Source organism: Flavobacterium collinsii (assembly GCF_902804485.1).
Lineage (GTDB): Bacteria > Bacteroidota > Bacteroidia > Flavobacteriales > Flavobacteriaceae > Flavobacterium > Flavobacterium collinsii.
The window spans coordinates 83,591-107,839 of sequence record NZ_CADCST010000077.1 but is presented as its reverse complement, the minus strand read 5'-3'; the positions used below and the strand labels follow the sequence as shown (position 1 = coordinate 107,839).

General features: G+C 35.3%; 19 protein-coding genes. 9 read left to right on the top strand and 10 right to left on the bottom strand.

The window, feature by feature from the left end; translation table 11 throughout:
* Window positions 1-371: 371 nt before the first annotated feature.
* The 3 genes from FLA105534_RS09220 (at window position 372) to FLA105534_RS09210 (ending at window position 2,832) form a co-directional block, all read left to right on the top strand.
* The gene (locus FLA105534_RS09220) at window positions 372-551 is read left to right on the top strand and encodes a hypothetical protein (RefSeq protein ID WP_173965832.1); all 180 of its coding nucleotides are present in this window, start codon (window positions 372-374) and stop codon (window positions 549-551) included.
* 765 nt (window positions 552-1,316) lie between these two features.
* Window positions 1,317-1,982, top strand: coding sequence for a response regulator transcription factor (locus FLA105534_RS09215; RefSeq protein WP_217427696.1), 666 nt, complete (start codon window positions 1,317-1,319; stop codon window positions 1,980-1,982).
* A gap of 169 nt (window positions 1,983-2,151) precedes the next feature.
* A complete protein-coding gene (locus FLA105534_RS09210) occupies window positions 2,152-2,832 on the top strand; it encodes a DUF1345 domain-containing protein (RefSeq protein WP_173965830.1) in 681 nt (226 codons plus the stop codon).
* A 302-nt stretch (window positions 2,833-3,134) separates the two neighbouring features.
* Here FLA105534_RS09210 and FLA105534_RS09205 read toward each other — a convergent pair whose 3' ends face one another.
* From FLA105534_RS09205 to FLA105534_RS24020, 10 genes are all read right to left on the bottom strand, one after another.
* A complete protein-coding gene (locus FLA105534_RS09205) occupies window positions 3,135-3,953 on the bottom strand; it encodes a methyltransferase family protein (protein WP_173965829.1) in 819 nt (272 codons plus the stop codon).
* 380 nt (window positions 3,954-4,333) lie between these two features.
* Window positions 4,334-6,292, bottom strand: a complete 1,959-nt coding sequence (locus FLA105534_RS09200; RefSeq protein WP_173965828.1) for an LTA synthase family protein — start codon at window positions 6,290-6,292, stop codon at window positions 4,334-4,336.
* 458 nt (window positions 6,293-6,750) lie between these two features.
* Entirely contained in the window at window positions 6,751-7,485 is a 735-nt protein-coding gene (locus tag FLA105534_RS09195; protein ID WP_173965827.1) for a ZIP family metal transporter, read from the bottom strand.
* A 451-nt stretch (window positions 7,486-7,936) separates the two neighbouring features.
* Window positions 7,937-9,118: an efflux RND transporter periplasmic adaptor subunit gene (locus tag FLA105534_RS09190; protein ID WP_246253204.1), complete on the bottom strand. Its 1,182-nt coding sequence runs from the start codon at window positions 9,116-9,118 to the stop codon at window positions 7,937-7,939.
* Between the two features lie 23 nt (window positions 9,119-9,141).
* A complete protein-coding gene (locus tag FLA105534_RS09185; RefSeq protein ID WP_173965826.1) occupies window positions 9,142-13,503 on the bottom strand; it encodes a CusA/CzcA family heavy metal efflux RND transporter in 4,362 nt (1,453 codons plus the stop codon).
* An 87-nt stretch (window positions 13,504-13,590) separates the two neighbouring features.
* On the bottom strand, window positions 13,591-13,911 hold the full coding sequence (locus tag FLA105534_RS24025) for a DUF6660 family protein (protein WP_394368048.1): 321 nt from the start codon (window positions 13,909-13,911) through the stop codon (window positions 13,591-13,593).
* A gap of 383 nt (window positions 13,912-14,294) precedes the next feature.
* A complete protein-coding gene (locus FLA105534_RS09180) occupies window positions 14,295-16,295 on the bottom strand; it encodes a heavy metal translocating P-type ATPase (protein ID WP_173965825.1) in 2,001 nt (666 codons plus the stop codon).
* Window positions 16,296-16,345: 50 nt separating this feature from the next.
* Window positions 16,346-17,233 carry a bestrophin family protein gene (locus FLA105534_RS09175; protein ID WP_173965824.1) on the bottom strand — a complete coding sequence of 296 codons (888 nt, stop codon included), beginning with the start codon at window positions 17,231-17,233 and terminating at the stop codon, window positions 16,346-16,348.
* Window positions 17,234-17,339: 106 nt separating this feature from the next.
* Window positions 17,340-17,798: an MgtC/SapB family protein gene (locus FLA105534_RS09170; RefSeq protein ID WP_173965823.1), complete on the bottom strand. Its 459-nt coding sequence runs from the start codon at window positions 17,796-17,798 to the stop codon at window positions 17,340-17,342.
* Window positions 17,799-18,603: 805 nt separating this feature from the next.
* The gene (locus tag FLA105534_RS24020; protein WP_394368047.1) at window positions 18,604-18,945 is read right to left on the bottom strand and encodes a DUF6660 family protein; all 342 of its coding nucleotides are present in this window, start codon (window positions 18,943-18,945) and stop codon (window positions 18,604-18,606) included.
* Window positions 18,946-19,508: 563 nt separating this feature from the next.
* Here FLA105534_RS24020 and FLA105534_RS09165 point away from each other — a divergent pair.
* From FLA105534_RS09165 to FLA105534_RS09145, 6 genes are all read left to right on the top strand, one after another.
* Window positions 19,509-19,829, top strand: a complete 321-nt coding sequence (locus FLA105534_RS09165; protein WP_173965822.1) for a hypothetical protein — start codon at window positions 19,509-19,511, stop codon at window positions 19,827-19,829.
* Between the two features lie 153 nt (window positions 19,830-19,982).
* On the top strand, window positions 19,983-20,324 hold the full coding sequence (locus tag FLA105534_RS09160; protein WP_246253203.1) for a DUF3347 domain-containing protein: 342 nt from the start codon (window positions 19,983-19,985) through the stop codon (window positions 20,322-20,324).
* Window positions 20,312-20,473: a hypothetical protein gene (locus FLA105534_RS23790; RefSeq protein ID WP_246253209.1), complete on the top strand. Its 162-nt coding sequence runs from the start codon at window positions 20,312-20,314 to the stop codon at window positions 20,471-20,473. The genes FLA105534_RS09160 and FLA105534_RS23790 overlap by 13 nt, the downstream gene beginning before the upstream one ends.
* An 11-nt stretch (window positions 20,474-20,484) precedes the next feature.
* Complete coding sequence (locus FLA105534_RS09155; protein ID WP_173965821.1) at window positions 20,485-21,102, top strand: heavy metal-binding domain-containing protein; 618 nt, start codon at window positions 20,485-20,487, stop codon at window positions 21,100-21,102.
* A gap of 1,201 nt (window positions 21,103-22,303) precedes the next feature.
* On the top strand, window positions 22,304-23,821 hold the full coding sequence (locus FLA105534_RS09150) for a DoxX family protein (RefSeq protein ID WP_173965820.1): 1,518 nt from the start codon (window positions 22,304-22,306) through the stop codon (window positions 23,819-23,821).
* 89 nt (window positions 23,822-23,910) lie between these two features.
* Window positions 23,911-24,198, top strand: coding sequence for a DUF6520 family protein (locus FLA105534_RS09145; RefSeq protein ID WP_173965819.1), 288 nt, complete (start codon window positions 23,911-23,913; stop codon window positions 24,196-24,198).
* The last annotated feature ends 51 nt before the right edge of the window (window positions 24,199-24,249 follow it).

Genomic DNA, 24,249 nt, shown 5'->3' with positions numbered 1-24,249 from the left:
TAAGTAGGAAAATAAAATGCTTGCACGTAATTTTGGTAAGTTAAGATAAGTAGACAGAAACTTTAATGCTTGATATTCTGCATGTAATATTATGAGCTATTGGAGATAGTTACGTTCTCAAAATTTCGTTTTCTTAATTTGTTGATCTCCATAAAAGATTGATTTATTTAAAGGCTGATAAAAAAGTTAAAATAACGTTGCTCCAACTTAGTATAATTCATAATTTTTTGTTATTTATTTAATTTTAATTCAATCTTAAGGAAGTGGTTGGTATTATGATGTAAATTAGTATAAGCAATACAATTCCAGATGATTAAGCTAAAATGAGGCTTAGCAGATGGAATGAATTTATTAATTAAAAATATATTATTATGAACACAGAGAAAAAAGAGGAACATGACCACTCGGAACATCACAAGCATAAAGAGCATCATAAGCATCCGGAACATCATGAAGGTGAAGAAGGTAAAAATCAAGTAGAGCATCATGATGAGGATGAGCACCATGATGAGAAAGAGCATCACGATGAAAGTGAGCATCATAAAAAATAATACTGTGTGAGAAGCGCACATATAGCCCCTGTATTAAATAACTACAGGGGCTATTTTTTTAAACTCTAATGGGATTGTATTTTTCCATACATTGTTTCTTATCAATGTGTTCAAATTTATTTACCGGTGTATTTACAAAGTAATTACTTGTCAATTTTGGTTTTTTTTTGTAAATTTATATCAATGAATTTAAAGCGTTCCCTTTTTGTAATTTTTCTTTCAATACGTCTGCTGATGTTACTGCTTGTGCCGTGTGCTCAATTTAATCTTCCTATCGAGCGACCTACATTATCAGTTCCAGAGAATGTAAATAAGGACGGACATAATAAAAAAACCAGCTATTGTACTTTTTGCCAGTGTCCAAGCTGTACAGGAACTATAGCCCTGAGTAATCTTCATAAATTCTTTTTTTTAAATACCATTCTCTTGCAGAAGTTAAGCTCAATCCTTAATGAATTCATAAGATACCACTATCTCAACTCAATATGGCAGCCTCCCCAGTTATTGCCTGTTGAGGGATAGACCTTATTTGATTTATTTACGATATTATGCCCATCATTCTATTGACAGATCGAGTATGCATTTTTTACGCTCAGTTTTTCTCTGAAGCACTGAAATTGTTTTTTTTTTTCTGACAAAACATTTTTTCTGACATATTTTAATGACTAATTTGTCATTTGAAGTTGTATTTAAAACTAAGGAGTGTTTTTTTTAACGAATCATGCTCAGTAGGTTGATATCAAACCATTAATTACATATTTGATAATGAATATTTTGATAATTGATAACCAAAAAAAAAATTTAGACTTCCTGCGCATAGGTCTGGAGGCAGAAGGGCATTTTATCCATACAGCCGAAGATGGTAAGGAGGGAGTGCTTCGCGCGGTAACAAGGACTTATGATCTAATATTGCTCAACTGGATATTGCCTTCAATATCAGGTATGGAATCATGTAGGGAAATCCGTATGCAGCATATTCTCACGCCCGTTATTTTCATGACATCGAAAGAAACCCTTGATCAAACTATTAACGGACTTAATTGCGGTGCAAATGATTACATCAAAAAGCCATTTAGTCTTGAGGATTTGCTATCGAGGATCACAGTGTATGAAAAAAATGCACAAAATTATGAACATGAATATTTGTTGTCTGATATTAGTGTTAAAATGAACAGCTATAAAGTATTTAAGGCTGAACGAGAGGTTCTGTTGACCCGTAAGGAGTTCCTTTTATTGGCTTATTTGGTAAAACGCAAGGGACAAATATGCACGCGTTCAGAAATTATAAAAGAAATCTGGGGCGTGCATTACGAGTATGATACAAGCATTCTCGATGTATTTATGAGCAGCATCCGTAAAAAGCTGCGCATCACTGCAGCAGATAAAAGGCTGCGGACCGTCAGGGGAATCGGTTTTATAGCGGACGAATAGTTCTCAATGGGATTCAATATAATATTATAATTGATTTATTTTAATCATTAAATGATTGAATATTAAATATATTTTTATTTGGTTGTCCCTCTAAAGTTCCCATAATTATTAAAATGTAATACCTTTTAATACATAAATTTACAGTAAATTAGATAATAAATTAGATATTTTGAAATCAAAAATAAATTGGATCAGCCAGGTTGACAGTCATCTTCGATTATATATTTCAGTAGTCATTGGTATAGCTGTATTTTTTATTTTGGGAGATATGGAAAAAGCATCTATTCATTGGATGTCTTCCTGGCTCGCTTTCTCAGGCACTTATCTCTTCTTATGCTGGATGACCATTTTAAGTTGTCACCCCAGGGAATTGCATAAAATTGCAGAAAAGCAAGATTCCGGCCGATCGTTAGTTATGATATTGATTTTAATAGCTTCCCTAATTAGTTTGATTGGTATTATTCTCTTTTACAGAACCTCAGGCGAAATGAAAGATAACGAATTGCTTATTCATATTTTACTGACTATCTTGTCAGCCATTTTTGCCTGGTGGCTGGTACATACCACTTTTACCTTTAAATATGCTCATTTGTATTATGCTGTGGGAGAGCAAAAAGAGGGAAGACATGTTTATGGCGGACTGGACTTTCCCGATGAAAATACGCCGGATTATTTAGATTTTTGCTATTTTTCCTTTGTACTTGGAACTACCTTTCAGGTATCTGATGTTAATATTACAGCCAGACATATACGTAGGATAGCATTGCTTCATGGTTTACTTTCCTTCTTTTTTAACACAATTATTTTGGCGTTAAGTATTAATATTATAGCTGGATTGATCGAAAAATAAGCTATTTTATCTTATTAGAATTCTAAATGTATGAATGAAACAAAAGGGGGACATGGTGTATTGTAAAGTAATCATTCTCTGTTTGGAATTAATAAACTTTTTCTTTTATTCTGAAAAAAGCTATTTAATATTGATAAAAGAAAAATACGGCTTTAGCAGCGCTAACTGCTTCCCCCAGCACAATAGTATTTGTGCATCAGGGAAAGCGTTAGTACCTCAACCTCCGTGGCAAGGTTGTATTCTATATCAAAATTTTCTTTGACAATTTTATGATATTGCAATTTTAGAAGACTGATAATTTTTTATCTCATTTTAACAATGAGCCTTCGGATAAAGGAAATAATGAATTTCATGTTTTTTCCAATATAAATAATTCCGAAAATTGCACTGATGACCAGTAATACAAAGCTGTAATTGTTCTTTCCTTCCATTACCTGACATGAGATTTCAAACACAAAGAATATAAAAAAAGTACTGCAAAGGCGACCGGTTTCCCGCTGGCTTATTTTTTCCCAGTTAAAAGCTGAGTGTGGTTTTTTATAGAGCCAGACATTGGGCAAAATTGCGGGTACATTCTCAGCCCATCGGGAATATTTAAAACCAAATTTGCTTTTCAACTGCTTTTCTTTTGCCATCATAATTCTTTCAAGGTAAATAAAATATAGCAGTCCAAATGCTATAATAAACCAAAAATCTCCGGTTATGATAATCATTCCCAGCCATATTATAAAATTTGCCAAATACAAAGGATGACGAACAATTGAGTACGCGCCAAAGACATAATGATGAGATGTACTGATACCTTTATGATCAGGTAATTTTGCCGAGGGAGTATAACCCATGGTTATTATTCGAAGTATACAGCCTGAAAGGCTTAGCCCCAGGCACAAAGCTTCGTATAAATTTTCATAAGATGATTGTCGCAAGACTAAGCCGTCAGGATATTTTTCAGACTTGAGCAGCAACAAATAGCCTACAATAAGCATAATGTAAGGAAACGTCTTTCCGTACTTGAGCAGCCATAAACTTTGTTTTTCGAATTCTTCCTGAAGTGCCATAATTATAAGTGTTACGAATATTAATATGGGAATGTAAGCAAGTGATGATATGGTAATTTGCATCGGGGAAAATTAACTATAGAGTAACTGATCATTTTTGTGGCTAATTCTTAAGATAGTAATGATATAAATACATAAGTGATATAACAATTCCCGATATGATTGTGAGAACGGCTAAAAATATCAAAAAATCTCTCAGTTTTTTCATTGACTTAGAGAGCTTTTTCCTGCTGTAGCGAGAATGGCTTTTATAAACCGGTTTTTTTCCTTTTTTCATATGTACAGTTTTTAATTCTTAATTACTCAGACATAAGGGATTATTATCAATATAAATTTCCTTGTTCTTTATTGGTTGGCATCGATATCTTTTATGACCATCCTGCTAATGGCTGTACTGTGATTTCCGTTGGGACTCTTCAGTTTCTATAAATTGTTCAGTATGGTTATTTTAGTAATTTATTGGTGAAAAAATAATCTGCTGTCTGATACCACGAAATTGTTTCTTGAAGGAAAGTCTTGTCAATTGGGATTTCCAGAAGGCTATTATCAGTTTTGTCCCATTTATAAAACGACTGTTTTTTTTGATCAGAAAGAATCATTACTTTGTTTTCTTTCATTAATGCCAGTTTTCGATATGTCCCCAAAAAAGCACGTTCTTCAAAAGAGTTTTGTAAAATGTCCTGACCAAAAAAATTAGTTTCGTAGTTCCAGTTCATAAGGCCAAAAAGAGTCGGAAAGATATCTATCTGTGAGCATAGCTTAGAATTCTTATGGTTTTGAGATTGTGGAAGATTTACAATCATAGCCGGAATATGATAGTTAGCCACATCTATGGCATCTTTGCCTGCACTGCTGGCACAATGATCACCAATAATGACAAATATTGTGTTTTTATACCATGCTTTTTTTGCAGCTTTGTTAAACAATTCCCGAAGTGCAAAATCAGTATATTTCACAGCTCCTTCACGGCTGGTGCCCGAGGGTATATCAATTTCTCCCGATGGATATGTATAGGGCCTGTGGTTGGAGGTTGTCATTATAAAATTAAAGAACGGCAGACCTTTGGCATATTGCTTGTCGGCAACCCGAATCATTTTGTTGTAAATGTCCTCATCGCAAATGCCCCAAGCATTTTCAAATGTAACTTCGTTGTTCTCAATGTTATTTCGCACGGTTTTAATCTCATCGCTTAATACACTTCCGCGACCACGATCGTAAATGGTAAAGCCATTACCGCCGAAGTAAGAATTCATATTATCAAAATATCCATCCCCGCCGTAGAAGAAATTGCAATCATATTTCTTGTTCTTAAAAATACTCGCAACTGTAAAGAGATTTTGATTTTCAGGTCTTTTAACAATACTTTGTCCGGGAGTTGGAGGAATAGAAAGTGTTACCGCTTCCATTCCACGGACAGTTCTGGTACCGGTGGCGAAAATATTTTCGAAAAGGATACTTTTTTGGGCCAAACTATCCATAAAGGGTGTGATGTTCTGCTTATTGCCGAATTCCTTAAGAAAACTGGCGCTAAGGCTTTCCACCAGAATAAAAACAACGTTCTTTCTTGCCCCTAATTGTATTGTGTCGCCGACTTTTCGATGTACTGAAGGATATTTTTCCGTAAAGTTTGATTTTGGACCGGAAAGTTTCTTTCTAACGAATCGGAAAGCCTGATCATTATCAATGGCAGTATAAAATTCACTGTATTTCATCTGGTTGTTGCGAAAGGCCGCGAAGAAGGAATAAATTCCCGCCTTTGATATTTCAGAATTATAACGGTTCTCTGACCATTCTGCCTTAACATTGGAAACAAAAGCCACAAAAAAAGCCATAATGATTGCCGTCATTACTAAAAAGGTTATTCGAACAGCAGGTTTGGCAGTAAATTGAAAAGTTTTTTGAAATGATTTTCTCCATTTAAAGACCAAAATAATTATTGAGGTAATTATTACTGCGCCACCAATTAGCAGAGGTAGAGGATACGACTCTTCAATATTGGCCACCACCTCATGGGTATAAATCAAGTAGTCAACGGCAATAAAGTTGAATCTAGTCCTGAATTCATCCCAAAACGTAATTTCTGCAAAAAAAACTAACACAAGTACAAATATGATTACAAAGGTAAAGAACCCAATCAGGACTTTGTCACCAAGGGTTCCAATCCATTTGTCAGGCAGAAGTGCAAAATAAAGGGCTGCAGGGAATATAATAAACGAGGCAGTTCCTACATCGTAAAATAAACCTGTAATAAGCGTTCTGAGTAAATCCAATATCTTCCAGGATACATCCTGATATTGCCAGATAAAAAATACCAGCCGCAAAACTAGCGACACGGATAAAAAACATAAGATTATGTCCTTAAAAAGTGCATATCTTGGAGATGAAAAAAGTTTATTAAACATAAGTTATCTTTTTAACTAATAATTAGAATTTATGTGATGATATATAGCGCTAGCTCCTGGTATATTTTTACTGAAATTTTCATCACTGGAAAAGTAATACTCAAGATCGCTGCTGGTAGGGAGTGATATCAGATTAACTGTGGGCGACATTACTAAAAGTTCATTTCGAATATTTAAAAGGATAGCAGAAATTCCAATGAACTTGCATGATGTGTTGATCTAAAAAAAGGCTAACCCGAAAATCTATTGATAAAATCAAACTAGAGCAAATAAAAAAAACGGAAACACATTGTTTTATTTAAAAGCCCAATCTAATTCTTTCATATGGGTTGTATTTTTCTACTGTTATTCCAATAATATGGGATTTGTAATTTACAAATAGCCAATTTAGCAAAGCTTAAGGTTAACTAATCGATATCGCTAAAACCAGGAAATAATGCTCGATTTCTTTTTATAGTTTAGGAGATCATTCCCAATATTAAAAACAGTAAGAAGCCTATAAAAAAACAGGCAGTCTGAATAGGTGATTCTTTTTCTTCATGTGCCTCGGTTAATAGTTCTTCAGTTACGAGAAATAATAATGCTGCTAATCCGAAGGAAAGCAATAATTCCAATACCTCCTGAGACAAGTGAGAAAGTAAAGAAATACCTAATAATGCTCCAATAAAAAAAGTTAGGCCGAGTCCTGCCAATATCAAAAAGTTTTCTGACTTTGATAGTTGGCTTTTTCGACACGCAATTACTACTGCCAGCCCTAATGAAAATGTTTCCAAGCCAAGAGCAATGGAAAGTAGCATTCCTTCTTTCTTGCCAGCAGAAAACCCAATTCCAAGAATAAGGCCATCAATGATCAAATCAATAATTAATGCACTTAGCAAACCATAGGGTAGTCTAAAACTATTGTCACTTTCGGCATTTTCTCTTTTTTGGTTTCTTTCAGTAAAATATTTGACAAAAAGCATTAATATTATACCCATGCTAAAACCAATCCCGACCTCAATTGGCAGATGATTTTTAATAATATCAGGCAAAAGCTCCACAGAAACTACTGAAAAAACAACTCCTGCTGCAAAGTGCAGTACAGAACTGCGAAATGCACTTCCAGGATTTTTGTAGATCCCCGTAGCACCGCCTGCGATTATGGTTATCACAGGTAAAAAAGCATATACTAAAACTTCTGAAAGTAATTCCACTTCGTTATGTTTTTATTAGTGTTGGAAAACAGCCTCCATGTTTGATATATAGTGTTCTTAGAATCTTATTAATCTTTATTTTATGATCCTTTTTATCTCAGTCGTATTCGCCCGCCTTCAATCTTGTGAGTAATTGTTTGACGTATTAAATCAGTATCGATAATGTTCTTTTCTACTTTGCTTTTTGAGTTTTTTGAATAACTTTAAAAGCATGTGCCTGTTTTTATCCTTTTACTGCTTCGTCGTTTTATTACTGCCTTGGTGGCTTTGTTGTTTTTAATATTTTCTGATATTTCGGTTCTTTTTTGCTTTTCATTTTTTAAAGGAGTAATTTATAGTACGAAAAACGCTGTCAGCGCCGCCAACAGTAGAACTATTGGCGGTTGATGACAGTTTTAACCTCCTTGGACTTAATGAGTCCTTGCAAATCGAAATGATCTATCGGGAGAAATTATTCTTCCTCGCCGCTGTTTTTCATTTTTGACAACAGGTCATAAGCCCCATTAGTAACAACTTTAAGGCTTTTATAATCACTCTGTTCGTCAAAAAGGACTTCGGTGTAGTTCAATTCTGAGATTCCTGTTTTAACATTCATTAATTTAAAACGGTTAACATTGCCATGTTTATCTTTTATCAGTCCATCGGCCACAAAAATATATTTATTCCCTTCGAATTCCACAATAGCTTTTGAAACTACCGCAGGAACCTGCGAGGTTCCGCTCTCTACAAGAGCTTTAAGGTACATTCCCGGCAGAAGCGTTCTATCATTCTGGTCTAATTTACAATGAATCTGTACTGTTCTTTCAGTACTGATCTCTCTGCCGATTAAAGCTACCGTAGCAGTTCTTTCTTTTGTTTCATTTGCAAGGGTAAACCTTACTTTTTGACCTATCTGAAGTTTTGGTATGTCTTTTTCAAATACTGTAAGTTCAGCGTGAAGATTTCCCGTATCGGCTATTTTAAACAGAACGTCTTCTGCATTAACAAAAGCACCAATGTTTGTATTTACCTGTGTAACATATCCGTTTATAGGCGAATATAGAGGAATGGAGCTCTGAATAGTTCCCTTTTCAAGGCTTGAAATATTGACGTTCATCAACTGCAGTTTTGATTTAAGACCGGCAACACGGGCACGTACGCTCTCGTATTCTGATTTGGATTTTTGTAATGTTTTTAATGCATTGACATTTTCTTTCGACAATTGTAACTGACGATCGTAGTCCTGTTTCAAATAGTTCAGCTGGCTTTTCAAATCAATATAATCCTGTTGTGGCTGAATATAATCAGGATTTTGCATCATAGCCACAAGTTGGCCTTTGCTTACTTTCATACCTTGTAGCAATGTTGTGCTTTTTACAAAGCCACCAAAGGGAGTAGAAATAGAGACGAGATTTTGTGGAGGCACATCAAGTACACCATTTACCTTAGTAGTGCCGCTTAGGGCTTTTGATTCAATTGAACCAAGCTCTATGCCGGCTGAGCTGTATTGCTCTGGAGTAATCTCTACAATGTCTGCTTTTGGCTCAGTTGCTGCTGCAATTGCAGCTGGCTCTGATTCCTTGGCCTTATCGCCACATGCTGTAAAAAGTATTACAGCTAAAAATAACATAGATGTTTTATATAAAATATTCATATTTTCTGATTTTATCTGGATGATTAGTTTGTTCCTGAAAGATATTCCAACAGTGAAATACTCAGGTTATACTGTAAAATTGCTGACAAATAGTTCTCTTGGATTCCTGTAGCAGTCCTTAAATTAAAAAGGTTTTCGGCATAACTAATATCGCCGTTTTTGTAGGCACTTTCACTTTTGCTTAGGAGAAGTTCAGCATTTGGCAAGCCAGATGTTATATAGTAATCAATACTGGTTTTATTTTTCATGTATTCTTGCGAAGCTTGTTCAAATTGCCCTTTTATAGTTATCTGCTGACTTTCAAGTGTTTTAGAAGCTACCTGAGTGTTAATTTCGGCTGCCTTTATCTTTGAAGAGTAAGAACCAAAGAAAATTGGCAAAGAGATTCCAGCCTGAAATCCCTGAAATCTGTCTCGTGAACCGGCAAGCTCAGTGCCGGAAGCATTAAGAGGTGATCCAATAAGGGATTGATTAAAATAGCCAAAGGTAAGGTCAGGCAGGGCTTTGGTTTTCTGTACTCTTTTTTGAAGTTTTGCAACCTCAATTTGTTGCTGGATAAAGGCTATTACAGGACTTGAAGAAGCAACCGCAGCAATATCCATAGTATTATACTCAGACAGTACTAAGCTTTTATCAGCAATCGTAACTCGCTCGCTGCTTCCCATTAAGGCCTGAAGCTGTGAAAGATAAATTTCAATATTTGCCCCGTCCTGTCTTAATACATTTCGTGTCTCATTTAATTGCGTCTCGGCAGTACTTTGTTCCAGAAGTGTGCTTTCACCTGTTTCGAAACGTAGTTTAGCTGATTTGAGGAAGCCAGAAAATATGCTGTCCTGTTTTTGCAAAAGTGCCTGTCTTGCATACAAATACTGTAAATTGGTATACGTGTTTCGGATGCGGTAAATCAGCTCATTTTTAGTGATATTAGTTCTTAACTCACTACTTTTTACCAGAGCATTTCCTAAAGCTGCATTCGCTCCAAAGACCGTTGGAAAAGGGATAGTTTGGGAAACAGCAAAGTTTTTATCGTTTTTTATATAACTGTTGTATTGCCCAAATTGTCCAGAAATTTCAGTTTTTGGGATTTCTACGGCAGACTTTTTTAGCTGCCGTTGGTAATTGATGTCCAATTGTGAGATAATTACTTCGCGATTGTTTCGCAATCCCTCTTCAATGGCCTGGTTTAATGTTAAGTTCTTGTTTTGTGCTGTAGCAAAATTTGCTGTAAGCATTAAAAAAACAACAGCTATTGTAGGATTTATTTTCATAGTTTTTTTATTAAATCTTTCAAACCATATGTACAATATGGGCAGTACTAATAAAGTAAGCAGTGTTGCACTGAATAAGCCGCCAATTACCACCGTTGCCAGTGGTTTTTGAACTTCTCCACCACTTCCGTGAGATAATGCCATTGGCAAAAATCCAAGCGAGGCCACAAGTGCGGTCATTACTACTGGCCTTAGCCTAACGGAAGTTCCTTTTATAACGATTTGTTTCAGGTCATCCATACCTTCTTTCTTCAGGAGATTAAATTCTGCAATCAATACGATACCATTCAGTACTGCAACTCCGAAAAGAGCAATAAAACCGACTCCAGCAGAAATACTAAATGGCATTCCTCGCATCCATAAAGCAAATATGCCTCCAATAGCTGATAAAGGGATAGCGGTAAAAATAAGTAGTGCCTGCTTAACGGAACCAAAAGCAAAAAACAATAACAAAAATATCAGCATAAGAGATGCAGGGACAGCAATGGTCAAACGTTCTTTTGCCGCCTGAAGATTTTCAAAAGTACCTCCATATGTAGGGTAATAACCCGACTCGAACTTAATCTGCGTATCTATTTTCTTTTGAATTTCTGCAACAACACTTTCCACATCTCTTCCACGTACATTAAAGCCTACAATAATTCTTCTTTTGGCATCTTCCCTCTGTATCTGGTTTGGGCCTTCTTTAAAACTGATATTTGCTAGCTGATCTAAAGGAATCTGATTTCCATTCGGGGCGGTAATAAACAGATTTTTTATATCGTCGATGGATTGGCGGTTTTCTTTTCCAAGACGCACTACCAGACTGAATCTTTTCTCACCTTCAAAAACCAATCCTGCAACCTCACCTGCAAAAGCGGAGCGGATCGCTGTATTTACATCTTCGACATTTAAGCCAAACTGAGCGATTTTATCTCTTTGAAAGCCAATTACAATTTGTGGCAGCCCAGAAACCTGCTCGACGTAAATATCCTCTGCACCATTTATTTTTCCAGCAATTGATCCTATTTGTTTTGCGTATTTGGATAGTTTATTTAAATCTTCACCAAATATTTTAATGGCGACATCCTGTTTGACACCTGAAATTAGCTCATTGGAGCGCATCTGGATCGGCTGTTGGAAACCAAAGGTAGCTCCAGCAATATTCTCTTCAAGTTTCTTCTGCATTAATTCGGCAAGGTCGGCGGAATTGTCGGCACTGGTCCACTCACTTTTGTCTTTTAAGATAACCATCAAATCACAGGCTTCCACTGGCATTGGGTCAGTAGGAATTTCAGATGAACCAATTTTACCTATTACTTCTTTTACTTCGGGAAAATTATCTTTAAGGACTTTTGCTGTCTTTTGAGTCGTTTCAATAGTCTGGGAAAGACTACTGCCGGTTAAGACCCTAAGCTCTACGGCAAAATCACCTTCTTCAAGGGTTGGGATAAATTCAGCACCAAGATAACTAAATACAACCATGCTTAAAACAAGTAGTCCAACAGCTATGCCTACTACGACTGCTTTGGAACGTAGTGCAAAAGCCAGAATTGGAGTGTAGAACCTTTGTATGGCATTAACAATACGATCTGAAATGTTTTCTTTTACCGCTATCTTTTTATTCAAAAACAATGCACTCATAACAGGAACATAAGTCAACGAAAGGATAAAAGCTCCTAAAATTGCAAAAGATACCGTTTGAGCCATCGGTCTGAACATTTTACCTTCTACTCCTACTAATACCAGAATTGGCAAATACACAATAAGAATAACGATTTGGCCAAAAGCTGCCGAGCTCATCATCTTACGGGCATTACTCATAACGCTATGATCCATCTGGTCCTGGGTTAAGACCTGTCCCTTGTGTTTGACATGGAGATAGTGCATCGTGGCCTCTATAATAATGACAGCCCCGTCTACAATTAATCCAAAGTCAATTGCCCCAAGGCTCATCAGGTTACCATCTACACCAAAAAGATTCATTAGGCATATGGCAAATAGCATAGCAAGAGGTATTACCGATGCTACGATAAGTCCTGCTCTCAGATTTCCTAAAAGCAATACAAGGACAAATATTACAATAAGAGCTCCCTCTGCAAGATTCTTGGTAACAGTACCGATAGCATTGTCAACTAATTTAGTCCTGTCTAAGAATGGCTCTATAGTAACACCATCTGGTAAAGTTTTTTTAATTTGCTCCATACGGGTCTTTACATTCCCGATTACTTTGGAGGCATTGGCGCCTTTTAGCATTAAAACAATGCCGCCTACTACTTCACCTTCATCATTCCTGGTCATTGCGCCATAGCGTGTAGCTGCTCCAATATTAACCTCGGCGACATTACGAATCAATACAGGAGTACTGTTAGCATTGGTTTTAACGACAATGTTCTCAATATCATCTACACTGTTAATTAATCCTTCACTTCGAATGAAATAGGCATTTGGCTTTTTGTCAATATAGGCGCCGCCAGTATTTTGATTGTTTTTTTCAAGGGCCTGAAAGACATCATTTATGCTGATGTTCATACTGCGCAATTTGTCCGGATTTAGCGTAATTTCATATTGTTTCAGAAATCCGCCAAAGCTGCTGACATCTGCAATACCTTCAACCCCTAAGAGCTGTCTTCGTACGATCCAGTCCTGAATGGTACGCAGTTCTGTGGCATTGTACTTTTTTTCCTGACCCTTTTTAGGATGCAGTACATATTGGTAAATTTCTCCTAAACCGGTTGAAACAGGGGCCATTTGCGGCAAACCCATACCAGGGGGGATTTGTTCACTTGCTTCGCTAAGACGCTCTGCAACTTGTTGTCTTGCCCAGTAAATGTCGATGTTTTCCTTAAAAACAACAGTAACAACAGATAATCCAAAACGACTGAAAGAGCGGACTTCCTCAATGTTTTTAATAGTTGCCATGGTCTGCTCCACGGGAAAAGTTACAAAGCGTTCAATATCTTCTGCTCCATTGCTTGGAGAACTGGTTAATATTTGTACTTGATTGTTTGTAATATCGGGGACTGCATCAATAGGCAGCTGTTTAACGGAATATATTCCCCAGATTATTAAGGCCAAGATCATAAGCCCAATAATCAATTTGTTCTTTATAGAGAACTGAATGATTTTGTTTAACATGAATAAAAATTTAGTTAAATGACGATAAATAGTATGGCAGGATGCCATAATGGATCACTTCGATAAAATCGAAAACAGAAATATCATTTAACTAATTTTGGGCGGTTGCCAAATGGAACCATGAAAACGGGAATAAACTACCGAAACATAGCTTGGCTGCTTTTTTTTGATGGGTAAGCTTACTACAGCTTCTTGCGGGACTTGTGTATCAAATACTAGGTAAGGAATAGTTCTGCAGCAATTACAGATGCAGAATGGCGAGCACTCGTCTTTAACCTGTTTTTTATGTGAAGTTGAATCCGAGAAGGAAACACTGGAATTTTTAGAAATAGTAGCATGACTATCGGAGCAAGGAATGCCTGAAAGTATAATAATAATCAGAGTCAATATGGTGCAAATGTATTTCACGGCAACAAAAATACATAATTATGTAATATCATTTACATAATTATATTAAATTTTAGAGTATACCATCTTAGAGGTATTTTAAATACTGGGTGTTAATTGTCACTTGTAGTACCGTTTTTTGCCATTATTGAAGCATTAATTAAGATAATTTTAGCCCAAAACAAAAAGATAAATCATGGAAAGGTAACTTGTAATTGTTTACAGTAAGCTGCCTTACAATTCCTATATAAAAATATAGATCCATATAATTAGTATGGATCTATATGATTTTTAAGAATTTCAAAAGTAATTCTGTATGTTGATTTATAAGCGGCTATCTCAATAATAGCGATATCTATATTACCAGATTAGGACCTACTGATGAAGTTTTGTTGAAATCATTGTTACATTTTTAATCTCTGGATTCTGACGGCATTTAATATGGCCAAAAGAGACACTCCCACATCGGCTATAACTGCTTCCCAAAGTGTGGCAACACCGCCTGCACCCAACGCTAATACAATCACTTTTACTACCATTGCCAGGATAATATTCTGCCATACAATTTTCTTGGTTAGTTTTCCAATTTTTATGGCAGTGACAATTTTAGAGGGCTGGTCATTCTGTATAACGATATCAGCAGTTTCAATTGTGGCATCGCTGCCGAGTCCACCCATTGCTATGCCTGCATCTGCCAAGGCTACAACAGGGGCGTCATTGACACCATCACCGACAAAGGCAATTTTTTTTCCTTCGTTTTTCAGCATCGTAACTTTTTCTACTTTTCCTTCTGGCAGCAAATCTCCGTAAGCATTGTCAATTCCTAAGTTTTTAGAAACTTCATCCACTACTGTTTGCTTATCTCCTGAAAGCATGACCGTCTGTATTTTTAGTTCATGTAAATCTTTGATTGTTTTTTGCGCATCTTCCTTTATTTTATCTGCTATGGTGATATGTCCTGCGTACTTTTTGTCAACGGCCAGTACCACGATGGTATATACAATAGCATCAATTTCAGCAGGATATTCAATGTCAAATTTTTTCATCAGCTTGGTATTTCCGGCAAGAACTTCTTTATCATCTATAATTCCTTTTAGTCCATGGCCTGAAATTTCTTCAACATTAGTAATTTTTACACTTTTAATAGAATCTTTTCCAGCATGTTCCACAACGGCAAGTCCAATAGGATGAGTAGACTGGCTTTCGATGGCGGCTGCATATTTAAGCAATTCTTCGGGCTTTATGTCTTTTGATTTGATTTCCTGTACTTTAAAAATACCCTCAGTAAGTGTTCCGGTTTTATCCATGACCACTACATTTATTTCTGTCATTACATCAAGAAAATTGGAACCTTTAAAAAGGATGCCATTTCTTGAAGCAAGGCCTATCCCTCCAAAATATCCCAAAGGTATTGAAACCACAAGGGCACACGGACAACTAATAACAAGAAAAACTAAAGCCCTGTAAAACCATACATTGAAATCATACGGATTTACAAAGAAATAAGGAGCGAAACATACTACAAGGGCAAGGGCAAAGACAATAGGGGTGTAAATTTTTGCAAACCTGCTTATAAACAATTGTGTCTGTGATTTACGTGATGTGGCATCCTGAACCATTTCCAGAATTTTACTAAGCTTGCTGTCTTGAAAAAGGGAAGTTACCTTAATTTGGGCAACTGTATTTAAATTGATCATACCGGCATAAATTTGCTCGCCCTTATTCTTGGTGTCGGGCTTGCTTTCTCCTGTGAGTGCGGCTGTGTTAAAAGCAGCTTTTTCCGAAAGCAGTTCACCATCTAATGCCACTTTCTCACCAGGTTTTATCTGTATGATCTCCCCCGGCTTCACTTCTTTGGGATCTACCACTACAAAGCCACCATCTCTTTGAACGGCAACCTGATCTGGCCTGATGTCGAGTAGTGCTTTAATGCTTCTTTTTGCACGATTAACTGCAGCGTCCTGAAACCATTCGCCTACGGAGTAAAAAGCCATTACGGCAACACCCTCACTATAGGATCCAATAGCAAATGCCCCAATTGTAGCAACGCTCATCAGAAAAAATTCATTGAAAAAATCGAATCGTTTAGCCTTTATGTAAGCCATATACAATACATTATATCCTGAAAGGAGATAAGCAGCAGAAAAAATAATTAGGTCGGCGGGAAAGGTCGGGACAAACTTAAAACCAAATTCAAGTATTAACATGATTACCAGTATCATTACGGCAAGTAGCAGCTGCCAGTGGCTTTTCCAGCCCGAATCGGTATCATTTTCATTATGGTCGTGGCCATCATCATCGGAATGCACTTCTTTCTGCTGTACAGTAGTTGTTTTTTCCTTGTAATTTGGATCTGTATTTTGGATCCCGGCTTGAGTATCTGTATTATTGTTGCTTTCAATCATAATATTTTTTTTAAATAGTGAAATTCATTTTACAATGTTGATATATTGGATTAGTTGATGTAATAATAATGGTCTGCTACCAACGGTGGTATGGCTTTATCACTGCATATTTCTTTGATGTTATTCTCAATAACAGCACTAAGTGCACTCATGGGGACATCTGTTGGACTATTTTCAAAAGGATCCTGCATAATGATCGCTGTTTTTTCAACCCCTATTAGCATAGATGCCACAATTATTGTTAGAACAATTTCAAGAACAGGATAGTTATCTTCCAGACCAAAAGGTAGTATAGAGACTAAAACGTAAATCAGAAAATGAATCAGTAAACTGTAAGCTTTTGGAAATACGGTATTTTTAATTCTCTCACATTTACCCATGGAATCGTTAAGACGTGCTATGGTCGTGTCAATCTGAACCTGTTTGTTGTCGTTAAGATGGTGTATTCTGCAGACCAATGCAAGCTGGTCAGTATGCCTGTTTAGAAGTTCGGCAGGAACATTATTAGCTGTAATTCCATTTTGCTCTAAATAAGTATACACCTTTACAGAAAACGAAACCTTTCTCAGTGTCTCTGACAGGGCGTAACACCAAACAGTTTGCCTTTGTGCAAATTCTTTAAGATCGTTTTCACATCCCTTCTCAGGTAAAAATTGCTTAACCTGCCTGAGCAGCGTTCTGGAATCATTCACAATTTCTCCCCACACTTTTCGTGCCTCCCACCATCGATCATAGGATTGGGCAGTCCGAAAAGCTAGAAGCAATGCTACTATGGTCCCCATTATTCCAGTTATCGGCAAAGGTATGATAATCTGTCTAAGTGTGGTATTATGATCTAGTGTGCCAATTACAAGTGCATAGGTTGCAATAGCAGCAATATCCACCCAGATGGACTTAATAAAATAGAGTATGGAATCTTTATTGTTTTTAACTAGCATAGTGTGTACTTTCTTTAAGGATTAATTCGTGAAGTTGTTTCAGACGAGGGGCCTGTCCAAAGTTTTTCCGAATACTTTATTATTATTATCGTATTTTAAGGATGACCTATAGTTTCTCATCATGGTTGTATTTTATCCTTTTTTTCCATCTTATATACCATTTTTGATGATGCAGTGAGAGCAGATAATATAAAGCAGCGGAACTTGCCACAGCAATGATATACATGTTCAGACCCACAGCTACGCCTACAGCAGAAGTACACCAAACTGTAGCAGCTGTTGTTAAGCCATGTGATGAGTTAGCATGATTATTCCTGTATATAATTCCTGCACCAAGAAAACCAACGCCAGTAACGATATTGGCTATGACCCTTGAGGCCGCAGCAGGATCATTGGCTAGGTGAACTGTAATGGAGGTAAACATAGTAGCTCCAATGCAGACTGCTGCGTAAGTTCTTACTCCCGCATCATGGTCATGTCGCTCTCTGTCCAGCCCAATTAAGAATCCTAAAATAAACGAAACGATTATTTTGACAAGTATTGCAAGTTCTGTGTTGATATCCATATCTATCTAAATTAGGAATTAATTTCCAGCTATAAAAATTTCTTTCAATCCTTTCGAAACCAAATACTAACATAGTTTTATTCGGCTATGTATTCAATTTTCCCGATCTGAGAATTTATGATTAAAAATACCACTTTTCAGTGCTTATTTTAACGAGTGATTTTCTTCTCTAGCTATTAATGTAACAAACATTGAGCTTTCCTTTGTTGTATACTTTTATACAATTTTTCTTTTTCACAACCCATTGATCATAGGCCAGTGCTTTTATGTCTTCATCACGATGCCGATACCTTTGTTCATACAGTATAGAAAACTTATCCTCGTTATTGCTGCCGAAAATTGTTGGGAGTATAGTTATACCAAAACAAAGTAATACGAGTTTTATTTTCATGTCTCAAGGTTTAGTAGTCTTACTGACATTGTCAGTTACAAATGATTGAATAAGTTATTCTTTTACTGGGTTGTGCGTATTGCAAATAACTATACCTGTATTGTATAGACTTCAAAAAATACTGCCTTTGCATCAGCCGCTCCGTAAAATAACAGTCTACTAAAATTTACACTCTTCAATTACCGTTGTGTGGCAAAGAAATGCTATATTGTTTTTGTGAGTACTCAGAAAAAAACAAAGTACAACTTACGACGATAAAATAATTTGGAAAATAGAATGGATAAGCTTTTTTCTTTTTTTAAATGAAGTACGTTTTTAAGATTTGGTGTTTTTCCGTTATACAACATTTTTTTACTGCTCTCACTAGTATAATTAAGTAGTATTAAATAATTATAAGTGCCACAATAAATAGCTTTATGAATTAATCTGTGGAGGCTGCCAAATGCTTCCAAAGAAGCTTGATGGTAAAAGGGATTGGTAATGTGAAACCTGAGGTGAAATTTCATGAGAGATAATAGGAAAATCGATAGGCTCATTTTCTACCTTGGTAACAACATGAATACCACAACAGGCACAACAGCATAACGGTGAGCATAAATCAATTTTTCCATTGTGGGAAGTAGTATCCTTGGTAAAATTAAGCTGTTGTACTATCTCAATGGGTGATGAAACAACAACTTGCGTCTGCGTATCGGCACATGTAAAACATGGCAGGCTTAGCAGATAAATTGTTAATATGAAGTTTAGAAATTTCACAGTATAAAAGTATAAAATTAATTGTATGGAACCAATAGAAAATTATAAAAAAATAAGTTGCCTTTTTTGTTGCGAATTGGATCATATGTGATTTTACGGGTCTTTTTTGGTTAGACAAAATCTTCGATATTTTTGATTGATTAACAAATCCTTATGTTTATTGAGTTTACCTGTTAGAATCCTGTAAAGTTTTTCAACTTATATTTTCAACTTTTAAAAACACTTGACTTTTATCTTATCGTTGTTAAAAGAAAAAATAGAGTAAATTCAGTTTCGATTTTTCTCAACTCGTTATCCATTTTTTGTTAGCATTCCTACAAAACATTTGTTTGATAGAGTAAGGTAGATACTTGCAGACATCAAATTATTTGATCGTACCGAAGGTGTGGGTGGAAAAAAGTGGGTTACAAAACTCGTACCAGTGGTTAGAGAAATTGAAAGCAGTTAATTTTTAACATATATTTAGTTGAAATTCAAAATGATATAAGTAATTTTGAACTTATTATTTCTTTCAAATGAACCGATTTCGCATCTTATTAATTGTTATACTTGGCTTATTCCTAATGCCAACGATAACTTTTGCCTGTGAAAAAATTGTAGTAAATCATTCTTGTACAAAAGAAACTTCTAAACCTGAGCAAGATAATTGCTGTTATAATATGAATCATCCAGGTAATAAAAATCACGATGGTTGTGGCGGAAAATGCGGGCATTCAATGTGTGATTGTGCTTCTTTATGTAATGGAAGTATCACCTTTTTAAATGAACTGGAATTCAAAAGCAATTTATTCAATTTTTATTTAGAAAAACAAGAATTTTATTGTTCAGAAACCTTTATTTCTTCTGGTTTCCATTCTCTTTGGCTTATACCTAAAATAAGCTAAATTCAACTTTTGACAGCCATTAGTGTGTCAAATCTAAAGCATATTCTGCTTATAATTATTTTATTTTCAGGTTAAATCAATTACAAAAACAGGACTTTGTTATGCTGTCTTTTTTGTCATTATTTAGCAAATTTTATCTAAAAAAAACACAAAATGAAATCATTTAAAAAAATAATGATAGCAATAATGCTATTGTTATCAGTTGTGGTATCTAATGCCCAAACTAAAGATCAGCTGAAACCGGTTTTCGACAATTATTTCTTATTGAAAGAAGCCTTAGTAAAAACAGATGGTAAAGCAGCAGCTTTAGCATCAAAAGATTTATGGACTGCTATAACTGCTGTTAAAATGGAAACTTTAAAAACAGAAGAACATATGGTTTGGATGAAAGTTTCTAAAGATTTGAGTGCAGAAGCTAAAAGTATTTCTGAAACTCAGGATATTAAAAGCAACGAGAACTTTTTGATCCATTATCTAAAAATATGTATGCACTAATAAAAACTTCAAAACCCGCAGAAGTTGTTTATTATCAATACTGTCCTATGCAAAACGCAAATTGGTTAAGCAAAGAAAATACAATTAAAAATCCATACTATGGTTCACAAATGTTGAGCTGTGGTAAAACGGTAGAAACAATCAAATAAACTTAAAAAAGATGAAAACAATAATTATCGTGTTAAGTGCATTTTTTGCATTTAATTCAACCATAATAGCACAAACAGCTGCAAAAAAAGAGGAACAAAAAACAATTTATAGCTGTCCAACACATCCTGACCAGATGAATTTAAAATTTGGAAAATGTCCAAAATGTGGAATGGAATTGATAAAAACCACAGAAAAAATCGATACCCACGCTCAAAAAGGAAGCCAGCCTATGAGTCTAACTGTGACCAAATATGTTTGCCCTATGGACAGTTCAACTTCTGATAAACCAGGAAAATGTTCTAAATGTTCAATGGAGATGGTAAAGATCACAGAAAAAATGGATACTCACGCTCAAAAAGGGAGTCAGCCTATGAGTCAAACTGTGACTAAATATGTTTGTCCTATCGATGGCTCGACTTCTGATACTGAAGGAATATGTTCTCAATGCGGAACTGCAATGGTAAAAGTCACAGAAAAAATGGACACTCACGCTCAAAAAGGGAGTCAGCCTAAAAGTAAAATTGTGACTAAATATGTTTGCCCAATGGACGGCTCAACTTCTGACATTAGTGGAGCGTGCCCTAAATGTGGAATGAAAATGATTGAAAAGCAGAATCCTAAAAACTAAATCTCATTTGACTCTCTTTTATTTTAATAAACATCGCATCATAATAATTATTTATGATGCGTTTGTTATGCAATCAATGAAAGATGCAGCAGCGGAGTGGGATTACCTTAGCGAGAGCTTCATGAAGCATCTAAAAAAAATAGATCATTGAATGTATTTCCTTATCGATTGTTCATTGAGAATTAATCTTTATTAAAAATTTCTCCTATTTAAATATGTCTTATTCTGTTATAAATTATTCAGAAATCAGTCATATTTTATACCGCTAAATCATAAGTTTGAAAAAACTAAATGAATGAGAGCTGTTGAGATTGATTTTATAATGTAGAGAGATCGGTTTAGGCAGAATCAAAAAGAAAAGAAGCTCTTTTAAAGAAAAAAGTTCAAAACTATTATGGTTTGTAGTCGTTGGTTTAGCAATGGCTTTTATATTCTTGTAAGAAAGTTAAAGATGTAAAACTATATAGAAAAGGGATAAAATAATAACTCGGAAAAATTTGTCTTTTCTCACATTTTATATAATAAAGACTAATTGAGGTATTTTCAAAGGCAGTAAAGTTTCTTAATTTTGGTAGAAGAACAGGAACAATAATTACATGAAGGAGTCTTAAAAATATTTTCATCTTAAAGATGCTCAGAAATGAGCATCTTTTTTTTGCAGTTGTTTCAAATATTTTATAAGACTGATTCAATGAATGAACTTGCCGGATCGATTTTTATTAGTGTTTATTTATAACTCCGGATGAAATTCCATTTTACAGTCTTAACTTTTGAAAAGAAATAAAATGATCGTTTTTTATAAATTTTGGATCGTTTTTAATAACAATCCTTCTACAATATTGTTCTAATTTGGCTCTTTTAAATTGCTTATAGGGAGATGATTAGTTAGTAGTGCTGTCTTTGTAACAGGTGTTTTCGATATGCGTGCATGTCATTAGTAATTATCCCACTATAAGGTTAAAAGACAACATATAAAACAGCTGTATATTTTTAAAACACTACAGTCGATATAATCTGCTGCTGGTTCTGCTATTTGTATATGCTGATATAAGCAAAATATTAAATTTCGAAAGTTTTGTTATTCGACAAAAACTATAGATAGCCTTTTCTGTCCGTTTTTGGCATACGATTATCCTGAATTGACAAGAGTTGCTTACTTATTTTATAGAATTTTACATTACTAATAATCAATCACATTACAATGAAATTTAGCCAACGTTATAAGTATATTTTTGCAGAAGTAGTCTCATTTCTATATATTCTACTATTTGTATACGCGGCAGTGAGTAAATTGCTTGACTTTGAGAACTTCCGCGTGCAATTGGGGCAGTCACCACTACTGAGTGCTTTTGCAGGATCAATTGCGTGGATAGTACCGGTACTGGAATTACTCATAGCTCTACTTATTGGTTTTAAAAAATGGAGATTAATTGGTCTTTTTGCATCCTTTAGTTTGATGGTTATGTTTACCACATATATCTATATAATTTTAAATTACAGTTCCTTTATTCCCTGTTCTTGTGGAGGGATTCTTGAAAAGTTAGGATGGACGGAACATCTTTTTTTTAATATCGTTTTCATAATGCTGGCAGCAGCGGGTATCCTGATACTGCGCGATGGGATGCCAAATACATCCCTGATTTCAAAACCCGCTGTTCTTGTCAGTTCATTTTCGGCAACTATTTTTTTCAGTATTGGCATTGTTGGACTGCTTTTTATGTTATCTGAAGATATTATGGCCAAAGAAAATCCATTTATCAGAAGATTTGATCAGTATGCAATAAAAAAAATAGATGAAACCCGCTTACAAAACTCCTCGTTTTATCTGGCTGGTGTAGAGAACGGCAAAATATATTTAGGAAATCACGATGCGCCATTACAAATCATTGTTGTCGATAATAGTTTCAAAGACAAACAGCATTATACAATACAATTAGACCGTGATGACTTTCCTTTTCGTTCTGTAGAAGTAAGTATTCAAACGCCTTATTTTTATGTTTACGATGGTATGGTCCCTGTGATTTACAAAGGAAAAATAGTTGACTGGAAAGCGAAAACAATTTACAATGGGAATCACTTTTTTACCAAGGCAATTGTGATGGACTCCACTCGAATTGCATTTCGTGGTCAGAAAAAAAATACAGGAGAACATTTAATGGGGACACTCCATTTCGGTAAAAGCATTGACACACAGTTTTCTCCCGCTTTTTTGGAAAAGCAAATCGACGGGATATTCGATACTGATGGTACACTACAATATAGTAAAGGACTCCGGAATTTAGTTTATACCTATTATTACAGGAACCAATATATTGTTGCTAATGATACGTTATCAGTACTATACAGAGGAAATACAATTGACACCACAACACAAGCAAAATTAAACGTAGTCAAAGTAAAACTCTCAGGAGACACCAAACTTGCCGCACCACCGTATATGGTCAATAAAACCAGTGCGATTTCTAACAATTTGCTTTTTGTTAATTCCGCGCTGAAAGGGAGATTTGAAAATGAAGAAGTTTGGACTCAGGCATCCGTAATCGATGTCTATGATATTGCTAAAAACGAATATTTATCGAGTTTTTATATTTATGATTCCGGAAAAATAAAGATAAAATATTTCCTTGTCACAGAATCAAATCTGTATGTGATTTCCGGTCAACTGTTGCAAAAATATTCGCTGGGAAATTCCATAAAAAAAGCTTTTAAAAAGAAATAAAAAATCACGTGATTCATACCAGTTGGTAGCAGGAGTAAGATCGAAAACCTGTAAAAAAGAGTAGATCATTAATTTAAATTTTTAATATTATGAGACCTATTGTAAAAACTTTAGTATTGCCAATTGCAGCATTTGTATTGGCAAGCGCAGGCGCTATAAGCACCAATGCGTCAAAAGAAAGTAAGGCTGATACCCTTTTGATTGAAGGGTATATCCATGATCCGCTAGCTACAAGTTGTGAAGAGGTAAATGTAGATTGTAAGGCCACACCCGGACCTGTCTGCATGTACAATGATGGCGCAAGTAGTTTCCAAGTATTTAGAAAAGCGACGGACAATAGCCCGTGTAATCTTCAGCTTTACAGAAATACGCCGTAATTTTTAAATTGATTAAAAGGTAATGCAGTTCCTGTTATCAGGAACTGCATT

What these genes read in the sequence shown, in the direction of transcription:
- FLA105534_RS09180 (WP_173965825.1), bottom strand. Translation starts at nt 16,295, where the DNA reads ATGATTGAAAGCAACAATAATACAGATACTCAAGCCGGGATCCAAAAT.
- FLA105534_RS09175 (WP_173965824.1), bottom strand. Translation starts at nt 17,233, where the DNA reads ATGCTAGTTAAAAACAATAAAGATTCCATACTCTATTTTATTAAGTCC.
- FLA105534_RS09170 (WP_173965823.1), bottom strand. Translation starts at nt 17,798, where the DNA reads ATGGATATCAACACAGAACTTGCAATACTTGTCAAAATAATCGTTTCG.
- FLA105534_RS09185 (WP_173965826.1), bottom strand. Translation starts at nt 13,503, where the DNA reads ATGTTAAACAAAATCATTCAGTTCTCTATAAAGAACAAATTGATTATT.
- FLA105534_RS09190 (WP_246253204.1), bottom strand. Translation starts at nt 9,118, where the DNA reads ATGAATATTTTATATAAAACATCTATGTTATTTTTAGCTGTAATACTT.
- FLA105534_RS23790 (WP_246253209.1), top strand. Translation starts at nt 20,312, where the DNA reads ATGTATGCACTAATAAAAACTTCAAAACCCGCAGAAGTTGTTTATTAT.
- FLA105534_RS09155 (WP_173965821.1), top strand. Translation starts at nt 20,485, where the DNA reads ATGAAAACAATAATTATCGTGTTAAGTGCATTTTTTGCATTTAATTCA.
- FLA105534_RS09215 (WP_217427696.1), top strand. Translation starts at nt 1,317, where the DNA reads ATGAATATTTTGATAATTGATAACCAAAAAAAAAATTTAGACTTCCTG.
- FLA105534_RS09200 (WP_173965828.1), bottom strand. Translation starts at nt 6,292, where the DNA reads ATGTTTAATAAACTTTTTTCATCTCCAAGATATGCACTTTTTAAGGAC.
- FLA105534_RS09205 (WP_173965829.1), bottom strand. Translation starts at nt 3,953, where the DNA reads ATGCAAATTACCATATCATCACTTGCTTACATTCCCATATTAATATTC.
- FLA105534_RS09160 (WP_246253203.1), top strand. Translation starts at nt 19,983, where the DNA reads ATGAAATCATTTAAAAAAATAATGATAGCAATAATGCTATTGTTATCA.
- FLA105534_RS09150 (WP_173965820.1), top strand. Translation starts at nt 22,304, where the DNA reads ATGAAATTTAGCCAACGTTATAAGTATATTTTTGCAGAAGTAGTCTCA.
- FLA105534_RS09145 (WP_173965819.1), top strand. Translation starts at nt 23,911, where the DNA reads ATGAGACCTATTGTAAAAACTTTAGTATTGCCAATTGCAGCATTTGTA.
- FLA105534_RS09220 (WP_173965832.1), top strand. Translation starts at nt 372, where the DNA reads ATGAACACAGAGAAAAAAGAGGAACATGACCACTCGGAACATCACAAG.
- FLA105534_RS09165 (WP_173965822.1), top strand. Translation starts at nt 19,509, where the DNA reads ATGCCAACGATAACTTTTGCCTGTGAAAAAATTGTAGTAAATCATTCT.